The organism is Oceaniglobus trochenteri (genome assembly GCF_020529025.1).
Lineage (GTDB): Bacteria > Pseudomonadota > Alphaproteobacteria > Rhodobacterales > Rhodobacteraceae > Oceaniglobus > Oceaniglobus trochenteri.
In genome coordinates, this window is sequence record NZ_JACNMM010000006.1 from 12,680 (window position 1) to 32,266 (window position 19,587).

13 protein-coding genes are annotated in these 19,587 nt (G+C 64.1%); 2 read left to right on the top strand and 11 right to left on the bottom strand.

What is annotated here, in order from left to right:
* Positions 1-15: 15 nt before the first annotated feature.
* From H7828_RS11255 to H7828_RS11265, 3 genes are all read right to left on the bottom strand, one after another.
* Positions 16-1,200 (bottom strand): TolC family protein, encoded by a 1,185-nt coding sequence (locus H7828_RS11255; RefSeq protein ID WP_226781132.1) that lies wholly within the window; start codon positions 1,198-1,200, stop codon positions 16-18.
* A 92-nt stretch (positions 1,201-1,292) separates the two neighbouring features.
* Positions 1,293-2,141, bottom strand: coding sequence for a hypothetical protein (locus H7828_RS11260; protein WP_226781133.1), 849 nt, complete (start codon positions 2,139-2,141; stop codon positions 1,293-1,295).
* A gap of 289 nt (positions 2,142-2,430) precedes the next feature.
* The gene (locus H7828_RS11265) at positions 2,431-5,664 is read right to left on the bottom strand and encodes an autotransporter outer membrane beta-barrel domain-containing protein (protein WP_226781134.1); all 3,234 of its coding nucleotides are present in this window, start codon (positions 5,662-5,664) and stop codon (positions 2,431-2,433) included.
* 1,443 nt (positions 5,665-7,107) lie between these two features.
* On the opposite strand from H7828_RS11265, the gene H7828_RS11270 reads away from it, so the two are divergent.
* Positions 7,108-7,395 carry a hypothetical protein gene (locus H7828_RS11270; RefSeq protein ID WP_226781135.1) on the top strand — a complete coding sequence of 96 codons (288 nt, stop codon included), beginning with the start codon at positions 7,108-7,110 and terminating at the stop codon, positions 7,393-7,395.
* Positions 7,396-7,542: 147 nt separating this feature from the next.
* Here the strand turns inward: H7828_RS11270 and H7828_RS11275 are convergent, their stop codons facing one another.
* From H7828_RS11275 to H7828_RS11300, 6 genes are read right to left on the bottom strand one after another with little or no spacing between them, the layout of a single operon-like run.
* Positions 7,543-9,393: a CocE/NonD family hydrolase gene (locus H7828_RS11275; protein ID WP_226781136.1), complete on the bottom strand. Its 1,851-nt coding sequence runs from the start codon at positions 9,391-9,393 to the stop codon at positions 7,543-7,545.
* Positions 9,390-10,967, bottom strand: a complete 1,578-nt coding sequence (locus tag H7828_RS11280; RefSeq protein WP_226781137.1) for an ABC transporter substrate-binding protein — start codon at positions 10,965-10,967, stop codon at positions 9,390-9,392. Before H7828_RS11280 ends, H7828_RS11275 begins: the two co-directional genes overlap by 4 nt.
* 3 nt (positions 10,968-10,970) lie before the next feature.
* Complete coding sequence (locus H7828_RS11285) at positions 10,971-12,005, bottom strand: ABC transporter ATP-binding protein (RefSeq protein ID WP_226781138.1); 1,035 nt, start codon at positions 12,003-12,005, stop codon at positions 10,971-10,973.
* Positions 12,002-12,967, bottom strand: a complete 966-nt coding sequence (locus H7828_RS11290) for an ABC transporter ATP-binding protein (protein ID WP_226781139.1) — start codon at positions 12,965-12,967, stop codon at positions 12,002-12,004. The genes H7828_RS11285 and H7828_RS11290 overlap by 4 nt, the downstream gene beginning before the upstream one ends.
* The gene (locus tag H7828_RS11295; RefSeq protein ID WP_226781140.1) at positions 12,964-13,851 is read right to left on the bottom strand and encodes an ABC transporter permease; all 888 of its coding nucleotides are present in this window, start codon (positions 13,849-13,851) and stop codon (positions 12,964-12,966) included. The genes H7828_RS11290 and H7828_RS11295 overlap by 4 nt, the downstream gene beginning before the upstream one ends.
* The gene (locus H7828_RS11300; protein ID WP_226781141.1) at positions 13,848-14,819 is read right to left on the bottom strand and encodes an ABC transporter permease; all 972 of its coding nucleotides are present in this window, start codon (positions 14,817-14,819) and stop codon (positions 13,848-13,850) included. The genes H7828_RS11295 and H7828_RS11300 overlap by 4 nt, the downstream gene beginning before the upstream one ends.
* A gap of 118 nt (positions 14,820-14,937) precedes the next feature.
* Between H7828_RS11300 and H7828_RS11305 the strand changes: the two genes are divergently transcribed.
* A complete protein-coding gene (locus H7828_RS11305; protein WP_226781142.1) occupies positions 14,938-15,843 on the top strand; it encodes a LysR family transcriptional regulator in 906 nt (301 codons plus the stop codon).
* Positions 15,844-15,920: 77 nt separating this feature from the next.
* Here H7828_RS11305 and H7828_RS11310 read toward each other — a convergent pair whose 3' ends face one another.
* Together H7828_RS11310 and H7828_RS11315 are read right to left on the bottom strand one after the other, a co-directional pair.
* Positions 15,921-18,107 carry a hypothetical protein gene (locus H7828_RS11310; RefSeq protein ID WP_226781143.1) on the bottom strand — a complete coding sequence of 729 codons (2,187 nt, stop codon included), beginning with the start codon at positions 18,105-18,107 and terminating at the stop codon, positions 15,921-15,923.
* 24 nt (positions 18,108-18,131) lie between these two features.
* Positions 18,132-19,568 carry a hypothetical protein gene (locus tag H7828_RS11315; RefSeq protein WP_226781144.1) on the bottom strand — a complete coding sequence of 479 codons (1,437 nt, stop codon included), beginning with the start codon at positions 19,566-19,568 and terminating at the stop codon, positions 18,132-18,134.
* Positions 19,569-19,587: the final 19 nt, after the last annotated feature.

The following is a 19,587-nucleotide window of genomic DNA, read 5'->3' on the forward strand; positions in this document are numbered from 1 at the left end:
AACCGCGGGCCAGGGTCACTGCGTTCTGGCAAACGGTAGAATCAGTGTCCCGAGCACTCCGAGATCGTGCGCCGCGATGTATTCGGTACGTTTTCGTTCATCATAGGTATCGACCTGGTCGATCTGCGCGTCGTAAAGATCACGACCGGTCGTCAGCACGTCGATCAACTCGCGTTTGCCGGCGGTGAACTGCTCTTCGTAGTTGTCCAGCACCCGCCGCGCCTGAACCAGCTGGGCCTCGCGCGACGTTTCGTTGGCGCGCAGGGTCTGGAGATGTTGCAGCGCCGTCTGGGCCACGTTGCTGAGCTGCCGTTCGACCGCCCGCACCGAGGATTGCGCCGCCTTCAGATCCTGTTGCGCGACCTGGATTCCCCGGCCCCCGAAGCTGCCTGCGTTCAGGTCAACACCGGCAGAGAGGCCGATCGCGGTGCGGCTGCGTCCGCCATTCAGATCCTTGCGCCCCTGCGCCTGAAGCTTGATGGTGGGCAGGCGCGACGCACGCGCCGTATCCACCTTGGCAGCGGCCTCATCCGCCATCGAACGGGCAGAGATGTAATCCGGGGCAATGCGCACCGCAGCAAGAATCCTGTCGCCCTTGGAGTAATGCTGGGCAAAGCCGATTTCGGGCGGGCGCCCCACGCTCGAAACCGGTCTGCCGGTCAGGAACTCGATCTGCATCAGGCTCATGTCGCGGTCCGACTGCAACCGCGAAAGCTGATCGCGGGCGCGCGCGATCTCAAGGCGGGCACGCGCGACTTCACCGTTATCTCCAAGCCCGGCCCGGCCCCGCGCCTCGGATTGTTCGGCCAGCCGGCCGGCATATGTCATGTAATCCTGGGTAAGCCGGATCTTGCGCTCGGCGATCTCGACATCCAGGAAGGTTTCGGCAACCTGCAGCGTCAGCCCCTCGACCGCCATCTTCAGCTCGGACACGGATTGCACTCGTGCTTGCGAGGCCACCTGGATCTTGCTGCGGATCAGCCCCCAGTCATAGAGAACCTGCGAAACGGTCAGTGTGATCCCCGGCCCGCTCGAGTCGGTCGTGCCGCTGTCTGCCGCCACGCTGAGGCTGGGATAATAGGCATCACGCTCTTCCTGAACGCCGATGGTCTTGCTTGCGACCTGCTGGCGCAGGGCCGTGATGTTTGGGTCAAGTTCCGTTGCCAGCCGCACCGCGTCCGGCAGGGAAACCTGCGCCATCGCCGCACCGCCGTACACGGCACCAAAAGCAACACCAATGCAAACCGCCCAATGCTTCAGTCGTGTCCTGGCCAGGACGGTCGGAGCACTTCTCATACTTCAGCCTCGGTCATGAATTCCGTCATCAATTGTCCGACCGGGGCGAAATCGGCGTGGCCGCTATCCTGCCACCCTCCCATCAGCCCGCCCAGTGGATCGTCTTCCTCTGGCGCCGCTGACACCGCATCCGCGTCGCTTTCCGGCGCCATCTCGGCGGGCGCGGTCGCGTCGGCGCCGTTGCCGAACAGGGTTTCGATCTCACTGGCGAGGGTCGTCCCCTCGGCATCGGCACCCACAAGCCCTTCGATCTCACGCGCCAGTTCGGCCTGCGCCGCCCCCGCATCCTGAACGGACGGCTCATTCGGGCTGTCGCCTTCGAGATCTTCACCAACCATCAGGTTCGTGCCACCAAATCCGGTGGCCAACCCCAGACCGCCAAGCAAGAGGGGGTTTGACCAGCCAGACCCGTCGTCCCCGTCGACCACACCTTCATTGTCGGCCTGAGGCTGCACCATTCCATCAGGGGCCTGCGGACCGCCGACACCAGAAGGCAACGACTGGGGGGTCACGATGGACTCACCCGTCCCGGCATCGGAAACTTCGATATCCTCGGGGTTTGGTTCGGGGGCCACCAGGCCGGTAATCACTTCGTTTCCATCGACGGTATTCAGGCGGCTGAAATCGCCCTGGGCATCAATGACGAAAAAATCCTGCAGGCTCAGCTGCTGTCCATCCCGGAACCGAATTTCAAGATCCGGGCCGATCTTTGCGTATTCGACAATCCCTGGCGCACCCATGCCAAGCGTAACGTCCGTTGCACCATCCAGATCAAACCTGGAGCCGACCTGACGCATAGGCGCGCTGTCGGCGTTTGTCAGGCGCGTAAAGAATTCGATCGCCATATGCGCACCTCCAAATGGTAGCTGCACACTCCCGTCAAGAACCGGCAATCGACAGAGGAGGCCTGCATTCAACCAGTCCTACCAAAGTATGTCTATCGATTGCCGCGGGCCAGAGTTGTGCATTTTCCGTCCGTTAGAGTCATCTCTACCTATCCGGGCACCATCTTTCAATTGTATTGTCCAATTTTTCGTCGCCCTCAGGTGGAGTTCTCAATCTGCCCGAAAATGCCGCTTTAATGGAAGATTGGTAAGATCTCCCAATCCGTCCGAAGGTCGTTCAATTGGCCGATCAATCGGCCTGATCATCGGGCGTCGTTCTGAACAAGCCGCTCAAAAGCGAATTCCCTGCATCCGAAATGTCGTCGAACAGGGTACCAAGCGCACCCTCCACCGCGTCTTCGCCTGCCAGGTCGCCCTCTTCGCGAGGCGCAATATCCTCGTCGCTTGACGCCGCCGGCTCAAGGAGCAGGCCAAGCGAGCTTGCAGCACCACTGAGAATATCGCCATCCGCGCCTGTCCCGAGAATATGGTTGAGCAAATCATCAACCTCGGCATCCGGCATCTGGTTCGTGGCATCCGCCCCGATAATTCCCTCTTCGACAAGCGTGCCGCTCAGCAGGTCGCCACCTTCGAGGCCGGCAAAAAGATCGTCCGCGTCATCATGCACTGGCATCTCGACATCGACACCAAAGGTATCGGCGTCGCCAAGCAGACCGTCAAAAACGGGGCTGCCGCTGTCGGTGGCTAGGAAATCCTCGAGATAACCATCATCTTCGCCCTCTTGGGCTTCGGGCTGCTCATCGACGACGACATCATCGGCTTCCGCCGGCGGCGGTGCATTATCGCCGCTCCCGGCTGTCTCCGAAGGCTCATCGTCGGATTCCGTCACGACGGGATCAACTACCGATGCCGCTGCATCAACAGCTGCCGCAACGCCCACGTTCTGCCGGTTCCCCAACACGCCGCCTTCGCCGATCAGCGAGTCCAGTAGGCCGTCTTCGCCCGTCACCGTGTCCAGAACACTGTCCACGAGGCCGTCTTCGCCCACGACGCCGTCTTCGCCCGCAACCGCTTCAACGACGCCGTCTACAAGACCGTCATCGTCCGCGACGGTGTCGAGAGCGCTGTCCACAACGCCACCCTCGCCGAGCACCTCGTCGGTGATGTCGTCCACAAGGCCATCGTCACCGAGCGTCGCGTCAAGCACGCCGTCCTCACCGACAAGGGCGTCTGCCGCGCCATTCTCATCGGCCACCACTTCGACAGGTTCCTCGGGCGTATCAAGATCGTCGTCGGCGCCGCCACCCAGAAGGCCGCCGAGCAAGCCGTCTTCGCCCGCCACCGTGTCCAGAACGCCGCCAACGAGGCCGTCGTCGCCGACCACCGCGTCAAGCAGGCCATCTTCGCCTGTCACCGTGTCAAGGGCGTTGCCCACGACGCCGTCTTCGCCCGCAACCGCTTCAACGACGCCGTCTACAAGACCGTCATCGCCCGCGACGGTGTCGAGAGCGCTGTCCACAACGCCACCCTCGCCAAGCACCTCGTCGGTGATGTCGTCCACAAGACCATCGTCACCAAGCGTCGCGTCAAGCACGCCGTCTTCACCGACAAGGGCGTCTGCCGCGCCATTCTCATCGGCCACCACTTCGACAGGTTCCTCGGGCGTATCAAGATCGTCGTCGGCGCCGCCACCCAGAAGGCCGCCGAGCAAGCCGTCTTCGCCCGCCACCGTGTCCAGAACGCCGCCAACGAGGCCGTCGTCGCCGACCACCGCGTCAAGCAGGCCATCTTCGCCTGTCACCGTGTCAAGGGCGTTGCCCACGACGCCGTCTTCGCCCGCAACCGCTTCAACGACGCCGTCTACAAGACCGTCATCGCCCGCGACGGTGTCGAGAGCGCTGTCCACAACGCCATCCTCGCCAAGCACCTCGTCGGTGATGTCGTCAACAAGACCATCGTCACCGAGCGTCGCGTCAAGCACGCCGTCCTCACCGACAAAGGCGTCTGCCGCGCCATTCTCATCGGTCACCGCTTCGACAAGTTCCTCGGGTGTATCGACATCGTCGTCGGCGCCGCCACCCAGAAGGCCGCCGAGCAGTCCCCCAAGCAGACCGTCCTCGCCCGCCACCGTGTCCAGAACGCTGTCCACGAGGCCATCCTCGCCAAGGACACCGTCGGTGATGTCGTCAACTAGGCCATCGTCACCAAGCGTCGCGTCAAGCACGCCGTCCTCACCGACAAGGGCGTCTGCCGCGCCATTCTCATCGGCCACCGCTTCGACAGGTTCCTCGGGCGTATCAAGATCGTCGTCGGCGCCCCCACCCAGAAGGCCGCCAAGCAAGCCGTCCTCGCCCGTCACCGTGTCCAGAACGTCGCCAACGAGGCCGTCGTCGCCGACCACCGCGTCAAGCAGGCCATCTTCGCCTGTCACCGTGTCAAGGGCGTTGTCCACGAGGCCGTCTTCCCCGGCGACCGTTTCAACGACGCCGTCAACAAGACCACCCTCACCCGCGACGGCGTCGAGAGCGTTGTCCACAACGCCACCCTCGCCGAGCACTTCGTCGGTGATGTCGTCAACAAGACCATCGTCACCAAGCGTCGCGTCAAGCAAGCCGTCCTCGCCGACCACCGTGTCCAGCAGGCCGTCTTCACCCGTCACCGTGCCAAGGGCGTTGCCCACGAGGCCGTCTTCGCCCACGAGTCCGTCTTCCCCGGCAACCGCTTCAACGACGCTGTCAACAAGACCGTCCTCACCCGCGACGGTGTCGAGAGCGCTGTCCACAACGCCACCCTCGCCAAGCACCTCGTCGGTGATGTCGTCCACAAGGCCATCGTCACCAAGCGTCGCGTCAAGCACGCCGTCCTCACCGACAAGGGCGTCTGTCGCGCCATTTTCATCGGCCACCGCTTCGACAGGCTCATCGGGTGTATCAAGATCGTCGTCGGCGCCGCCACCCAGAAGGCCGCCGAGCAAGCCGTCCTCGCCCGCCACCGTGTCCAGAACGCCGCCAACGAGGCCATCTTCGCCAAGGACACCGTCCAGAACGCCATCCTCGCCGATCACCGAGTCCAGCAGACCGTCTTCGCCCGTCACCGTGTCCAGAACGCTGTCTACGAGGCCATCCTCGCCCAGGACACCGTCCAGAACGCCATCCTCGCCGATCACCGAGTCCAGCAGGCCGTCCTCGCCCGCCACCGTGTCCAGAACGCCGCCAACGAGGCCATCTTCGCCAAGGACACCGTCAAGAACGCCATCCTCGCCGATCACCGAGTCCAGCAGGCCGTCCTCGCCCGCCACCGTGTCCAGAACGCCGCCAACGAGGCCATCTTCGCCCAGGACACCGTCCAGAACGCCATCCTCGCCGACCACCGAGTCCAGCAGACCGTCTTCGCCTGTCACCGTATCCAGAACGCTGCTAACGAGGCCATCTTCGCCAAGGACACCGTCCAGAACGCCATCCTCGCCGACCACCGAGTCCAGCAGACCGTCTTCGCCTGTCACCGTATCCAGAACGCTGTCCACGAGGCCGCCTTCGCCAGTCGGCTGCGCCGCCTGGCTTTCGACCCGCACCGCGAGATCATCGGCGGGCGGCGTGGTTTCTGTCGGATCCTCCGGGAGAAGTTCTACAGGAGCCGTAACCCTAGGGGGAGCCGGCCTTGCGACGGGGGCCGCGTCGATGGAAGTGATCACCGGAGCGCGGGCAATTTCCACCGGTGAGAGGTCCGCCGGCTCATTGTCCGGGCCAGAGGGAAACAGACCCTCGTCCGCCATGAGCAGCAAGTCGGGATCGGCCTCATTCGCATCGGCCGGCGCTGTTTCCGACACATCTGGTTCGGCGACAAGATCGGTGACCGGAGCCGCAACCTCCGGCCCGGTTTCTTCTTCGGCGCCCGCAACCTTGCCCGGGCTATCCGCAGCCGATGCGGGCTGATCCGATTTCGCACTTTCCCGCGTATTCCCGGCGCCCTTCTGGGCGGTCACTTTCTCGGGACCCTCGGAAGAGGCCACGAGCGAGGCCTGACCTTCCGCCGTGGCTTTCTGCGTGGCAAGGCCCAAACCGATCGCACCCGCAGCGACCGAAAGGCCGGACTGGCCGAATTCTGATCTGGCGGACGACAATTCCGCCCGCTCGCGCAGGGCAAAAGACAGCACAGAGGCGGAATCGGCATTTATCCGATCAGCCGATGCAACGTGCTTATCCTTGCTGTTGGCCAATAAAGGCACTCCCCTGCACTTTCGTATAAAGAACTGAACCCGACCATCGCCGCTTCATCGCCATCGGGAATTGCGTGTGCAGTAAAGTTACACACGTCAATGCAGGCGGCGCGATCGCGGATTCGCCTCTATCACATCCATTAGTATGTAACCGACACCCCGGTTGGCAAGGGGGATTTTGTATCGACACGTCGGGCTGGCCGGATTGACACGCAATCGCAACGTTCCCACTCCGCGAATCGCCTTGGCGTTCGAGGCCCGCAGAGGCGCGGGCAGGCCCCATTATCTTTTGTATGTCCCGCGTCAAGGCAGGCCCGAGGAAAGCCCGCTTCTTTTGATCGGCCGGCAAACTTGGCCCCGGGCAACGGCACATTGGCCAACCCCGCAGAGGAAAGCATGGGTCGCAATATGGCACCCCGCGGAATGCCCCGCGGGCAACATGGAACATGTCAGAATTGCATGTAAATTATTGGAAAGTAATTACTTTACCCGATACTCTCACAGTATCCGCAGCATCTAATTGCGTTCAATTCAAACGGCTTGCGCAACGGCCTGGCGGCTTCTCCCTGCCTGCGGGTTAGAGCGCCACGGGGGGCAATTCGCGCCCTCAGATTGGATTTCTTTCCGCAACGTCAAAATACATACCAAAGTTTGGACAATACTATGCTAAGGTGATTCCTACATACCATTGATAGCGGGCTGGGGGCCCTGCGGAGAACTCAGACATAAATTCTACGGGAGGTCCTTTTCATGGCAGCAATCGATCATTTCGAAACCGGCGGTTACATGCACCGCAATCTTCCGGACGCCGAGGGCGATCGGAGCGCCGCCCCCCTGATCGCCCTTGTCCTGATCGGCGCGCTTTCGTCATCCGTGGCCGTCATCATCGCGTTGCTGATGGGGGCAGGCCTTGGAACCATCTTACTGGCCTACCTCCTGTCCGGGGCATTCGCCCCTGCCTGTTTTGGCATCCTCCTGGCTCTGCGTTTCCTGGAAAGGGCTATTGCCCGCTGCCTCGGGAACTTCGCGTCGAACTGAGCGGTGAGTCACCGCACCATTGTTCGAGGCCCTGCCCGCATTCGATAGGCGTCGCGGCCCTTCCTGCAAGATCTTCGTGCCAAGGCATTACGGGTTCGATCGTGCCGCGCGGTCGAGATCACCAACTGAAGGCCCGGGGGCGCCGCGTCATGTTGTGGGCAGCGCCATCAGCTCCAGCCGCGTGCCTTCGCCCAGCATGATCCCGTTAAGCGCAATCCGCATTGCCCGCCCGGTGCCTTCGGGGGCGCCGGTGTTTGGGTTTACGTCGAACTTGGGGAAGTTGGACGACGAGATATCCAGCCTTATGCGATGGCCCTTGCAGAACCGGTTCGCGGTGTCGAAGGGAGTGACGGTGATATCGAAGGGCCCTTCACCCGGCTCCACCAGCCGTGGCGCATCATAGCCGTCGCGATACCGCAGGCGGAAGATGCCATCACACAGGATCATGCCATAGCCGCGCGGATAGTCCGGCGACGGCGGATGCACATCCACCAGTTTCGCGGTGAAATCGGTGTCGGGCGCATCGGTGGTGACGCGCAGGTGCACCGTCACCGGCCCGGCGATGACCATGTCATGTTCCAGGGGTTCGGTTTCAAAGGACACCACATCGCGCCGCGCCTTCAGGGGCAGACCGGGCGTGGTGCAGCCGAAGAACCCTTCGGCCTCGACCTGATCCACCGGGCCGCCGGTAAAGATCGGCTCGCCCGAGGTGAGGGCACCGCCCAGCGTCGGCACCGGATCGGCCGGATCGAAGGACCATTCGATATGCGCCCCCTGCCCGGGTGCATCACCCAAGGTCATGTCGGGGCGGGGATGAAGTGTCAGCTTTCGTGCATTTTCCGGCGGCCAGGTGGTGGCGCTGGCCCAGGCACCGCCGTGATCCAGGTGCCCCTCGGCCGTGCGCCGCCCGCTGCCCCCGCCCATGACGAAGTACCAGACCTTGCCGCTTTGCCTGTCTGCGCCACCGCGCAGGGCCGCGTCGAACCACTTCAGCCGCCAGTCAAGCCAGGTGTCGTCCACCTGTCCGTCGAAGGTGGCGGCGGGGCCGAAATCGACGTCGCCGAAGACGCGCGACGACCGGTTGCCATGGGTCCATGGCCCCAGGATCAGCGCCACGGGGCGTTCGGCCCGTAGGGCACGGTAGTTTTCCAGCGTGGTCGGCACGTAGGTGTCGTACCAACTGCTCATCAACGCCACGGGCACCTTGGGGATGGCATCGTAATACCCGGCGGCCCAGATGCCGGTGCGCTGCCAGAAGGCATCGAAGGTGCCGTGCTGCCATTGGTCCAGCAGGTAGGCCTCGTAATCGGGTGCCCAGCGGATAGGCGAACGGTCGCGCGTCCATGGCATATGGGCAAACCAGTCGTGCAGGTTTTCGGCCCTTATCGCCCCGGCGACCAGAGGATCACGCGCCTCGGGGGATTCCAAGGCGTGGTTGTAGGCCCATGTCGCCTGCTTCAGCTCGAACGCGCCGCCCTGCCGGATGCCGCAGGTGAAGGCGTTGGAAAAGCCGCCGGAATCCAGCACCATGCAGGCCAGCGCGGGCGGCGCAAGGCAGGCCGCCGCCATCTGGGTATGGGCATCATAGCTTAACCCCATCATCCCAACCTGCCCGTCGCACCAATCCTGCGCGGCGATCCAGGCGATGGTGTCGAAACCGTCCTCGGCCTCGTTCACGTATTTGGTGAAGCTGCCACCGGATTTGTGGCGGCCCCGGCAATCCTGCCAGACCATGACGTAACCTTCGCGCACCATGCGCATGGCCAGCGCCTCTCGGCTGAGCGGATCGGGTGCCGCGACCGAGCGTTCGGAGCGTGACGTGCCCGTCTTGTCATAGGGCGTGCGTTCCAGGATCGCCGGACGCGCCTCGCCCTTTGTGGGCAGGTACACATCGGTGGCCAGCATCACGCCGTCGCGCATGGGGATCATGATGTCGCGCAACACCACGACATCCGGGGCCAGCGCGATGGCCGGCCCCGTTTCGATTGTATCGCTCACTTGGCGGAACTCACGGCCTGGGGCAGCGTGTCCTCGGACAGGCCACCGTCGATGGTCAGGCCGGTCTTGGCGGCCCAATGCGCCTTCTGCCAGTAAAGCGGCACGACGGGCGTATCGGCGAAGACCATGCGCGTGACATCCTCCAGCATGGCGCGCTGCTTTTCGGGGTCGAACTCCTCCATCGCCTCGGCAAGGGCGGCGTCGAACTCGGGGTTGGAATAGCGTACGCGGTTGAACGCGCCCTTGCCCGCCTCCTTGTCATAGCTGTGCAGAAGCGATTGCAGCAGCGTGGCCGAGGTGGGTGTCGAGGCCCCCAGCGAGAAGACGAAAGCGCCGTAATCGCCCGCCGTCGCCGCCTTGGAATAGACGTTGTAGGGCAGCGCCTCGACCCCGGTCACGGTCAGCCCGCCACGCGCCAGCATCTGGCCGATGGCCTGGGCCAGGTCGCCGTCGCCCGGGAAACGGTCGTTCGACGACGACACGGTGATGCCGAAGCCTTCGGGATAGCCCGCCTCGGCCAGCAGCGCCTTGGCCTGTTCCACGTCGGGGGCGTCGGGGGTCACGTCTTCGGCATGGCCGCCCAGGCCCGGCGCGGCGATCTGGCCTGCCGGAATGCCCGAACCGCCCAGGATGCGGTCAACGATCAGCTGACGGTCGATCATCAGCGAAATCGCCTTGCGCACGCGGGGATCGCGGAAGGGGTTTTCCGACAGGAGGTTGCCGGCCGTGTCGGTGACGCCCGGCGCGGTATCGCCGCGCATGGACAGGCCCAGATAGATCACCCGCCCCGAGGGGGTGGAGATGACGGTATAGTTGTCGTCGGCCTCAAGGCGGGGCACGTCTGCCGGCGGCACACCGTCGATCAGATCGACCGAGCCCGACAGAAGGGCGGCAACCCGTGCCGCATCGTTGCTGATGAAGCGGATCTGCACGTCCTTGAACTCGGGCATTTCGCCCCAGAAGCCGTCATAGGCCTCAAGCTCCATGGTTTCGCCCGGGGTCCAGGCGACATAGCGGTAAGGCCCGGTGCCGATGGCTGCACCGGTCGCGGCATCGGCGAAATCATCGCTGGACTTGCCCTCGGTCGCGGCCTTGGAAATGATGAAGACCCGGCCGATGGATTCCATGAAGGACGGCGCGGGGGTGTTGGTGGTGATGCGCAGGGTGGTGTCGTCGACCTTTTCCAGCGAGGCCACATTCGACACCATGTCGGTGAAGGGCGCGGGGCTGTTGGGCACCTCGTCGGTACGCTCGATGGAATAGATCACGTCCTCGACCGTGAGGGGCGATCCGTCATGGAAGGTCACGCCCTCGCGCAGCTTGATCTCCCATGTCAGCGGGTCGATGTTTGTCCAGCTTTCGGCAAGGTTCGGCTTCATCTGAAGGTTCTGGTCGAACTCGGCCAGGCGGCCGAAGATCATGTCGCCGGTCATCTGGTTGTTGCCGGTGCGGCTGAACTGCGGGTCGATGGAACTGGGTTCGTTCGAACGCCCGATGGTCAGGTCAGCGGCCAGGGCCGGAAGGGCCGTGGTGGCCAGCAGCCCGGCCAGCAGTACGGATTTCATATGCAGCATGTTTCAGTCTCCCTTTGGTTCTTGTTGTTCCGGCGACAGGCCGCGCCCGTCGTTCAGATGGCAGGCCACGTCCAGCCCCGGCGCGAGCGTGGTCAGCGCGGGGCGTTCCACGCGGCAGCGGTCGAAGGCATGGGGGCAGCGCGGGTGAAAATGACACCCCGGCGGCGGGTTGAGCGGCGAGGGAATTTCGCCCTTGATCGCCGAGAACCGCCGCGCACGACGGTCGATGCGCGGAATTTCATCCAGCAGCGCCACGGTATAGGGGTGGCGGGGGGCCTCGAACACGGTGTCGGCTTCGGCCACCTCGACCACGCGGCCCAGGTACATGATCACCACCCGGTCGGCGATATGGCGCACCACGCCCAGGTCGTGACTGATGAACATCAGCGTCAGGCCGAAGTCGCGGCGCAGGTCCATGAACAGATTGATCACCTGCGCCTGGATCGACACGTCCAGCGCGGCGATGCTTTCGTCGCAGATCAGGAAATCGGGCTTCACGGCCAAGGCGCGGGCAATGCCGATGCGCTGGCGCTGCCCGCCGGAAAACTGGTGCGGGAACCGGTCGGCCATGGCCGGGTCAAGGCCCACGGTCTTCAGCAACTCGGCCACCAGCGCGGGCACCTCCGTGCGGGGGGTCAGCCCGTGAACGCGGGGCGCCTCGCCGATGATTTCGCCCACCCTCTTGCGCGGGTTCAGCGACGACATTGGATCCTGAAAGATGATCTGGGTCGCCAACCGCGCCCGTTTCGCGGCGGCACCGCGCAGCGTGGCGATGTCTTCGCCATTGCGGCGCACTGTGCCATCGCTGGCGGGCAGCATCCCGGCCATGATCCGCCCCAGGGTGGATTTGCCACAGCCGGATTCACCGACGACGCCCAGAACCTCGCCCCGGCGGACCTGCACGCTGACACCATCCAGCGCCCGCACCGTGGGCGGGGGCGATGCCGCCCCCAGGCGGATGGCCAGCTTTTCGGCAAAGTCCGGCGCGGTGCGGAAGTTCTTCGAAACCTTCTCGGCGCTGGCGACGATATCGTTCATGCCTGCCCTCCCAGGGGATGGAAACAGCGCCAGCGCCGGTCGCCCTGCGCGGTTTCGCCGGGTTCCTGACCGCAGACTTCGGTGGCGTGATCGCAGCGCGGCGCAAATGCGCATCCGGCGGGTCGGTTCAGCGGTGACGGCGCCGTGCCCCGGATCTGGCGCAGGGGCTGTCCGCGGTCGTTGGCCAGCGGCGTGCTTGCGACCAGACCGGCGGTATATGGGTGGCGGGGGCGGTCGAGCACGTCGTCTGTCGCGCCCTCTTCCACGATCCGCCCCGCGTACATCACCGCGATCCGGTCGGCCAGGCCCGCCACCACGCCCAGGTCGTGGGAAATCCAGATCAGCGCCATGCCCATGTCGGCCACCAGCCCCTGCACCACCGACAGGATCTGCGCCTGGATTGTCACGTCCAGCGCCGTGGTGGGTTCGTCGGCGATGATAAGGTCGGGTTCGTGCAGCAGCGCCATGGCGATGGCCACCCGTTGGCGCATTCCGCCGGAAAATTCGTGGGGATAGGCGGCAAGCCGTTCCTCGGGGCGGGGAATGCCCACGCGGCCCAGGGCATCGCGGGCCCGTGCCCGTGCCTCGGCCTTCGACACCTTGCGATGGGCCTGCACGGTTTCCACCATCTGCGTGCCGATGGAGAGGACCGGATTGAGGGTCATCATCGGGTCCTGGAAGATCATGGCGATCCTGTCACCCCGCAGGGCGCGGAATTCGCGCGGCGAAAGGCTGGCCAGGTCGCGCCCCTTGAACAGGATGCGCCCCTCGGCCACCCGGCCCGGCGGATCGAGAAGGCCCAGCACCGAAAACCCGGTGATCGACTTGCCCGAGCCGGATTCCCCCACCAGCCCCACGATCTGCCCCGGCTCCAGCGTCAGGCTTACGCCATCCACGGCGCGGATCGTTCCGGCGGCGGTGTCGAACACGGTATGCAGGTTGTCGATGTGCAGCAGGCTCATTGGCTCAGCCTCGGGTTCAGGACGATGCGCAGACGGTCGCCCACGATGTTGATGGCAAAGACAAGAACCAGCAGCAGAAGGCCGGGATAGACGCTCATCCAGTAGGTGCCGGCCAGAAGCACCTGGTAACCGTTGGCAATCAGCAGCCCCAGCGAGGGTTCGGTGATCGGCAGGCCGATGCCAAGGAACGACAGCGTCGCCTCGGCGGCGATGGCATTGGCCACCTGGATCGTGCCGATCACGATCAGCGGCGGCAGGCAGTTGGGCAGCAGATGCCCGAACAGGATGCGCGGCGACGACAGGCCCAGGCAGCGCGCCGCCTCGACATAATCCTTGGCGGCCTCGACCATGGCGGTGGCCCTTACGGCGCGGGCGAAATAGGCCCATTGCACGAAGACCAGCGCCAGGATCACCTTGCCCGTGCCCTGCCCGAAAACGACAAGGATCATCAGCGCCACAAGGATCGTGGGAAAGCCCAGCATCAGGTCGACAAAGCGCATGATCGTCGCATCGACCCGCCCGCCCGCATAGGCCGCCAGCAGGCCCAGCGAGGTGCCCACCGCCAACGCCAGAACTCCCGCCGTGACCCCGACCGCAAGCGAGGTGCGCAGGCCATATAGCATGGCCGACAGCATGTCGCGCCCCTGGGTGTCGGTGCCAAGAAGGTAAAGCTGGCCGTTATAACCGCGCGACAGCGGCGGCAGCTTGCCGTCGAACAGGTCGATCTGCATCAGATCATAGGGGTTCTGGGGCGCAAGGATGGGGGCGAAGATCGCCGCCAGCACCAGCAAAAGGCAGATGGCCAAGGCCAGCGCGGCCTTGGGGCTGGCCACCACACCGCGAATGGAGCGTGCCAGAAGGCCCTGGGGCGCCAGCGCGATCATGCGGCACGCGCCCGCACGCGCGGGTCCAGCAGGGAATAAAGGACATCGACGATCAGGTTGATGACGATGAACATTGCCACGATCACCAGGATGTAGGCCACGACGATGGGCCGATCCAGCGCGCCGATGCTGTCGATGATCAGCTTGCCGACCCCCGGCCAGGCAAAGATCGTTTCCGTCACCACGGCAAAGGCAATCAGCGATCCGAACTCGACCCCGATCACCGTGACGATGGGGATCAGGATGTTCTTCATCACATGCACCAGAAGGATGCGCGTCTCGCTCAACCCTCGTGCGCGGGCGAATTTCACGAAATCCAGCGGCATGGTTTCCTGCACGCCGGTGCGGGTCAGCCGGATGACCAGCGCCAGTTGCCCCAGCGCCAGATTGGTTGCGGGCAGGATCAGATGCGCCACCCCGTCCCATGTGGCAAAGCTGGTGCGCATGCCCAGAACCGTGCCGGTTTCCCCCCGCCCCGTCGAGGGCAGCCAGCCAAGAGCCACGGAAAACACCATGATCAGCATCATCCCCTGCCAGAAGTTCGGCATCGAGAACCCCAGGATCGAGCCTGTCATGATGGTTTCATCCACCCCCGACTGCGGCTTGGTCCCCGCCCAAAGGCCCAGGGGAATGCCAAGGATCAGCGAGATCATCAGCGCCGTGAAGGCCAGTTCCAGCGTGGCGGGCAGGCGTTCGAGGATCACGTCGACGGCGGGGCGGTTGTAGACGAAAGATCGGCCGAAATCGCCCTGCACCGCGTTGCCAAGGAAGGTGAAGAACTGCACCGGCAGGGGCTTGTCGAGCCCCAGCGATTGGGCGACGGCCTCGCGCTCGGCCATGGTGGCATCGCCGGGCAGCAGGATTTCAAGCGGATCACCGATGGCATAGACCCCGATGAAAACGATCACCGCCGTGGCCAGCAGCACAAGCGCGGCCTGGAAGATGCGGCGAATCACGAAAGCGGTCATTCAGGCGGCCCCACGGCAGGAAGTTGACCTAGGGTGGCGTGGCTTGGCCGTTTATGCAATATGATGATAGTTGATCCTGCAACTATGCACGATCCGCATAACCACCGGAGCATCCGCCATGCGCCTTGACCTGCTGGAAACCTACGCAACGGTGCTTGCCACCGGTTCGACCCAGGCCGCAGCACAGCGGTTGGGCCTGACGCAACCCGCCGTCAGCCGCCGTCTGGCGCAGTTCGAAGCCTCGGTCGGGCTGCGCCTGTTCCGCCGCGAGAAGGCGCGCCTTGTGCCCACCCGCGAAGGGCGGATGTTGCAGGAACAATTGCAGGGCCTGCTTGAGAATGCCCGCCGCCTGACGGCCCGCGCGGAAGAACTGCGCAGCGGGAATTCCCCCGAGATCGCCCTGCGCGTCGCCTTCCCGGCCAGCCTTGCCCTGCGGATGGTGCCGCAGATCGTGGCGCGCTTTCTGGCCAGCCACGACCGGGTGCGCATCGAGGTGCATACCGGCCCCTACGACACGATCGAACGCATGCTGATGGATGCCCGGGCCGAGATTGGCTTTCTGCGTGTGCCCGTCACCCAGGCGGGGTTGCGGCTGACGCCTGTCATCGGGTCCGACACGGTTTGCGTGATGCCGCGCGGCCACCCCCTTGCCGCCAAGCAGCGGATCGGAGTGCAGGATCTGCGCGGCGTGCCGATGATCCTTCTGGCGCGAATGCGCGCCCCCCGGCGCACCATCGACGATCTGTTCGCGGCGCAGGGCATAAGGCCCGATGTCCGGGTCGAGGCGCATTCCGTTTCCTCGGCCTGCGGGTTGGCGGCCGAGGGCGTTGGCGTGACCCTGGTGAACCGGTTGATGGCGATGGATTTTGCCGGAATGGCGGTGGAATTTCGCCCCTTCCATCCGACAATCCGGAACGATTTCGCCTTTGCGACCGCCGACCGCACGCCTCCGGGCGCGACGGCCGAAGCCTTCATCGCCCAGGCCTCGGGTTTCTTTCGCGCCCTGCCCCACGGCAACATCTGACGGAGCCGAAAACGAAAAGCCCCGGCGCAGATCACCTGCGCCGGGGCCGTTGATGCAAAGTCTGGCGAAATGCGCCGTTACTGGCTGACGCCCAGCACGTTGAAGCTGCCGTTCTGGCTGAAGTTCGTCATGTTGGCCGAACCGTTCTGAACCACCGCAACCTGGTTGGCATCGCCACCCGTGATCGAACCGACGATCGCGTTGTCCGACCCGGTCTGAAGGAAGGCGAAGGCGTTGCCGTTCGATTCCATGAACGTATCGCCAACCGTCAGCTGGATCGAGTTTCCGGTGCCGGTCTGGAACATGTCGCCCGGGTTCAGGGTGCCCGAAACCGTCAGGGCATCGGCGCCGGTGAAGCCAAGACCGGTGTTGTTGTCATCGCCATAGAGGGTGGCGGTGATCGTGTTGGCGGCCCCGAAGCCCAGGATCCCGTTGTGGGTCTGGTCAATATTCAGGGTGTTGTTGTCGCCCTCGCCGCCATTGGCACCGGCAATGGTGACGTTGGCGGTGTTCTTGCCGGACTGGTTCACGTCGATATCGTTGCGGTCGCCGCCGATAGTGACGTTGGCATTGCCGTTGCGGCCAGCCTGGGTGATGTCGACGGTGTTGTCGTCGCCTTCGTTGAAGGCGCCATCGATGCTGACCGTTGCGACGTTGTTGGACAGGAAGCCCGACTGGTCAAGGTTCACGATGTTGCCGTCACCGACAACCCCGAGTGTGCCGGTGTTGCCGCCATCCTGATTGGCCACGATGGTGTTGTTGTGGCCTTCATTGGCGCTGGTGTTGTCAGCCCCGCCGCTGATGTTCACGGTCAGGGTGTTGCCCCAGTTCTGGTTCGCGGTGACCGAGTTGTCATCGCCGGCGATGTCGACGGTGGCGGTGTTGGTCATGCCACCCAGGTTGAACTGGATGATCGCCACGTCGTTGTCGTCGCCTTCCGGTGTGCCGCCGATGGTCACGTCCGCCACGTTGCTGCCGGTCTGTGTCACGTCCACATCCGACCGGTCACCGGTGATGTCGATGTCCGAGGTGTTGGCACCGATCTGTGTCACGTCCACGGCGTTGTTGTCGCCCTGGCCGTTGTTGCCGTCGATCAGAACGTTCGAGTCGTTGCTGCCGAGCACGGACAGCTGGTTCACGTTCACGACGTTATCGTTGCCCGCGACTTCGTTGGCCGAGGTATTGCCGTCGGTGCCCGCCTGGGTGGTGGTGAGGCTGTTCATGTCGCCGACAACGCTGTCGGTGGCGTTGTTGTCGTTGTTGAACTGGGTGATGGCGGAATTGTTCGAACTGCCGACCACCGCAGACCCGGCCGAGTTGCCGTTGCCGCCGGAGAAAGTAAGCGGATCGGCGGCCTGGAGGACAGTGGTGACGTTGTTGTCGCCCACCTGCGATGCCGCGGCTTCGTTGCCATCGCCGATCGAATCGATGTCGGCATTGTTGCCGTCGCCGTCCTGTTCGGTGGCAAAGAGGTTGCGGTTGCCGGTCGCGTCATAGTTCAGAACGTTGCCGTTGCCCGACTGTGTGGCCGAGGATTGCTCCAGCCCGGTCGAACCCGCCGCACCGCCAAGCGCGAAGAGGCCGGTTTCGCGGTCCACCGGACCGGCGCCGTTGTCGTCGCCCGACTGGTTCAGGTTCATGCTGTTGCTGCTGCCGTCCTGAACAAGGCCGGTGCCGATCGGCCCGCCGCGCTGGCCCAGGATGTTGCGGCTGCCGGTCTGCGTGATGTCCATGGTGTTGGCGCCGCCCGAGGCATCGCTGTTGGTCTGGCTGGTGTTGGCCACGAAGTTGCCGTTGCCGCCGTTCTGGTCGACCGTCAGCGCGTTCTGCGTGGTCGTCCCACCGGTCGCGCCGTTCTGCTGCACTTCGCCGACGCGGTTGTTGTTGGTGGTCTGGTTGATGGTGGCCGTATTGCGGTCGCCGATCTGGTCCAGGCCATCCCGACGGAAGCCGACCCAGTTCCGGTCGCCGGTCTGATTCACGTCCAGAAGGTTGCTGTCACCCTCCTGGCGCATCGCATCCTGAAGCGCATCGCCCGGCACCGATGTGCCGGCGATGTTTTCATCCCCGGTCTGGTCCACGTCGGCATCGTTGGCATTGCCGATCTGGCGCAGCGCCGACTGGTTCTCGTCACCGTTCTGGACAATCAGCGCGGTGTTCGAGGTGCCGCTTTGCAGCGTGACTGCGGCGTTGTCATCGGCGGCCGCGGCACCCGCGGCAAGAAGGGCAATCGTCGATGCAGTTGCAAAATACCTGATCTTCATGGTCCTAATTCCCTTTTTTGGTGGTTAATTCTGTCGGATCAGCGCGTCGTTCAGCCGGCCTGACTGGGTCAGGCTGGCAATGTTGTCGTTTCCGGTCTGGATAAGCGTCGCGATGTTCAGGTCGCCCGTCTGCGATGAAGCAGCCTGGTTGCCGCTGCCGGTGATGATGGCATTCAGTCGGTTGTCGTCACCGTCCTGCCGGGCGGCGAAAAGGTTGTCGCTGCCGGTGACCTGGAAATCCATCTCGTTGCGCAGGCCCCATTGGACAAAGAAGCCGGGGGTCATGCTCAGCCCCATATCGGTCAGGAAGCTGGCGCGCCCGTTGTTCCGGTCACCGGTAATGGACAGGGCGAAGAGGTTGTCGCCAAGCTGTTCGAGATTTCCGAAGTTGTCATCGCCCAGGATCGAGCTGCGCGCCTCGTTGGTGCCGCCGTTTCCGCTCAGGTAATCCTGCACCACGCGCAGGGTGTTGCGGTCACCCTCGATGCGGGCCTCGGCAAACCCGTCGCCCTGCTGGAAGACGTAGACGCGGTTGTCGTCGCTCTGGCCGATCAGGTCGACCACGGCGGTGTTGGTCACGATCTGGTCGATGCCCACTTCGTTGCCGTCGCCTTCGATCACCGCCATCTGGATGTTGTTCTCGGTGCCGTCCTGGCGCAGGCCCAGCTGGTTACCGTTGCCATTCACCACCAGCCGTCCGACATCGTTCATCCGGCCGCCCTGGCGGATGCCGAAACGGTTGTCGTCGCCGATGATGTCCAGCACCACCTTGTTGCCATAGATGCCCGGATCGACGGTATCGGCCTCTTGCAGGACCGAACTGTCGGCGACCAGAGGCTCGCCCGCAAAGCCCGAAAGCGCCAGCCGCCCGTTGTTGGAGCCGAGGATGTTCACCTCGATCTCGTTCGGGCCTTCGCGCCCGGTGTCGTTCGAGCGTTGTTCGATCCGGTCGATGATGTTGTCGCGTCCGGTCTGCACGATCACCGCGCTTTGCGCCGCCTCGCCCGATTCCTGGATCTGGCGGACCGCGTTCACGATGTTGCGGTCGCCGGTCTGCTGGGTGATCGCCAGCGCGTTGGCCCCGTTGGTGACAAGCCCCAGAGATTGCTGGGTCACGCTGCCGATGGTGTTGCCGTTGGAATCCTGGATGATGTCGATGGTGTTGAAGATCGACGTGGTGTTCCGGCGCCCCAGCTGCGACAGACCCGGCGCGGCAAGCCCGACGGTGTTGTCCAACCCGCGCTGGAAAATGCCGAGCGCGTTGTAGATGCCATCCTGCGTCATCGGGATCAGGTCGGAACCCGCAAGGTTGCGCTGTCCCGACTGGGTGATGATGGCTGAGTTGTCGGCGCCAAGCTGATCGATCAGCACGTCGTTGTCGCGGTTGCTTTGGGCCTGCGCATGACCGGCTCCGAGGGCCAGAAGGGCAAGGACAGAGGCGGCGCTTGAACGGAAACTCATGACATCACCGGATTGGGAA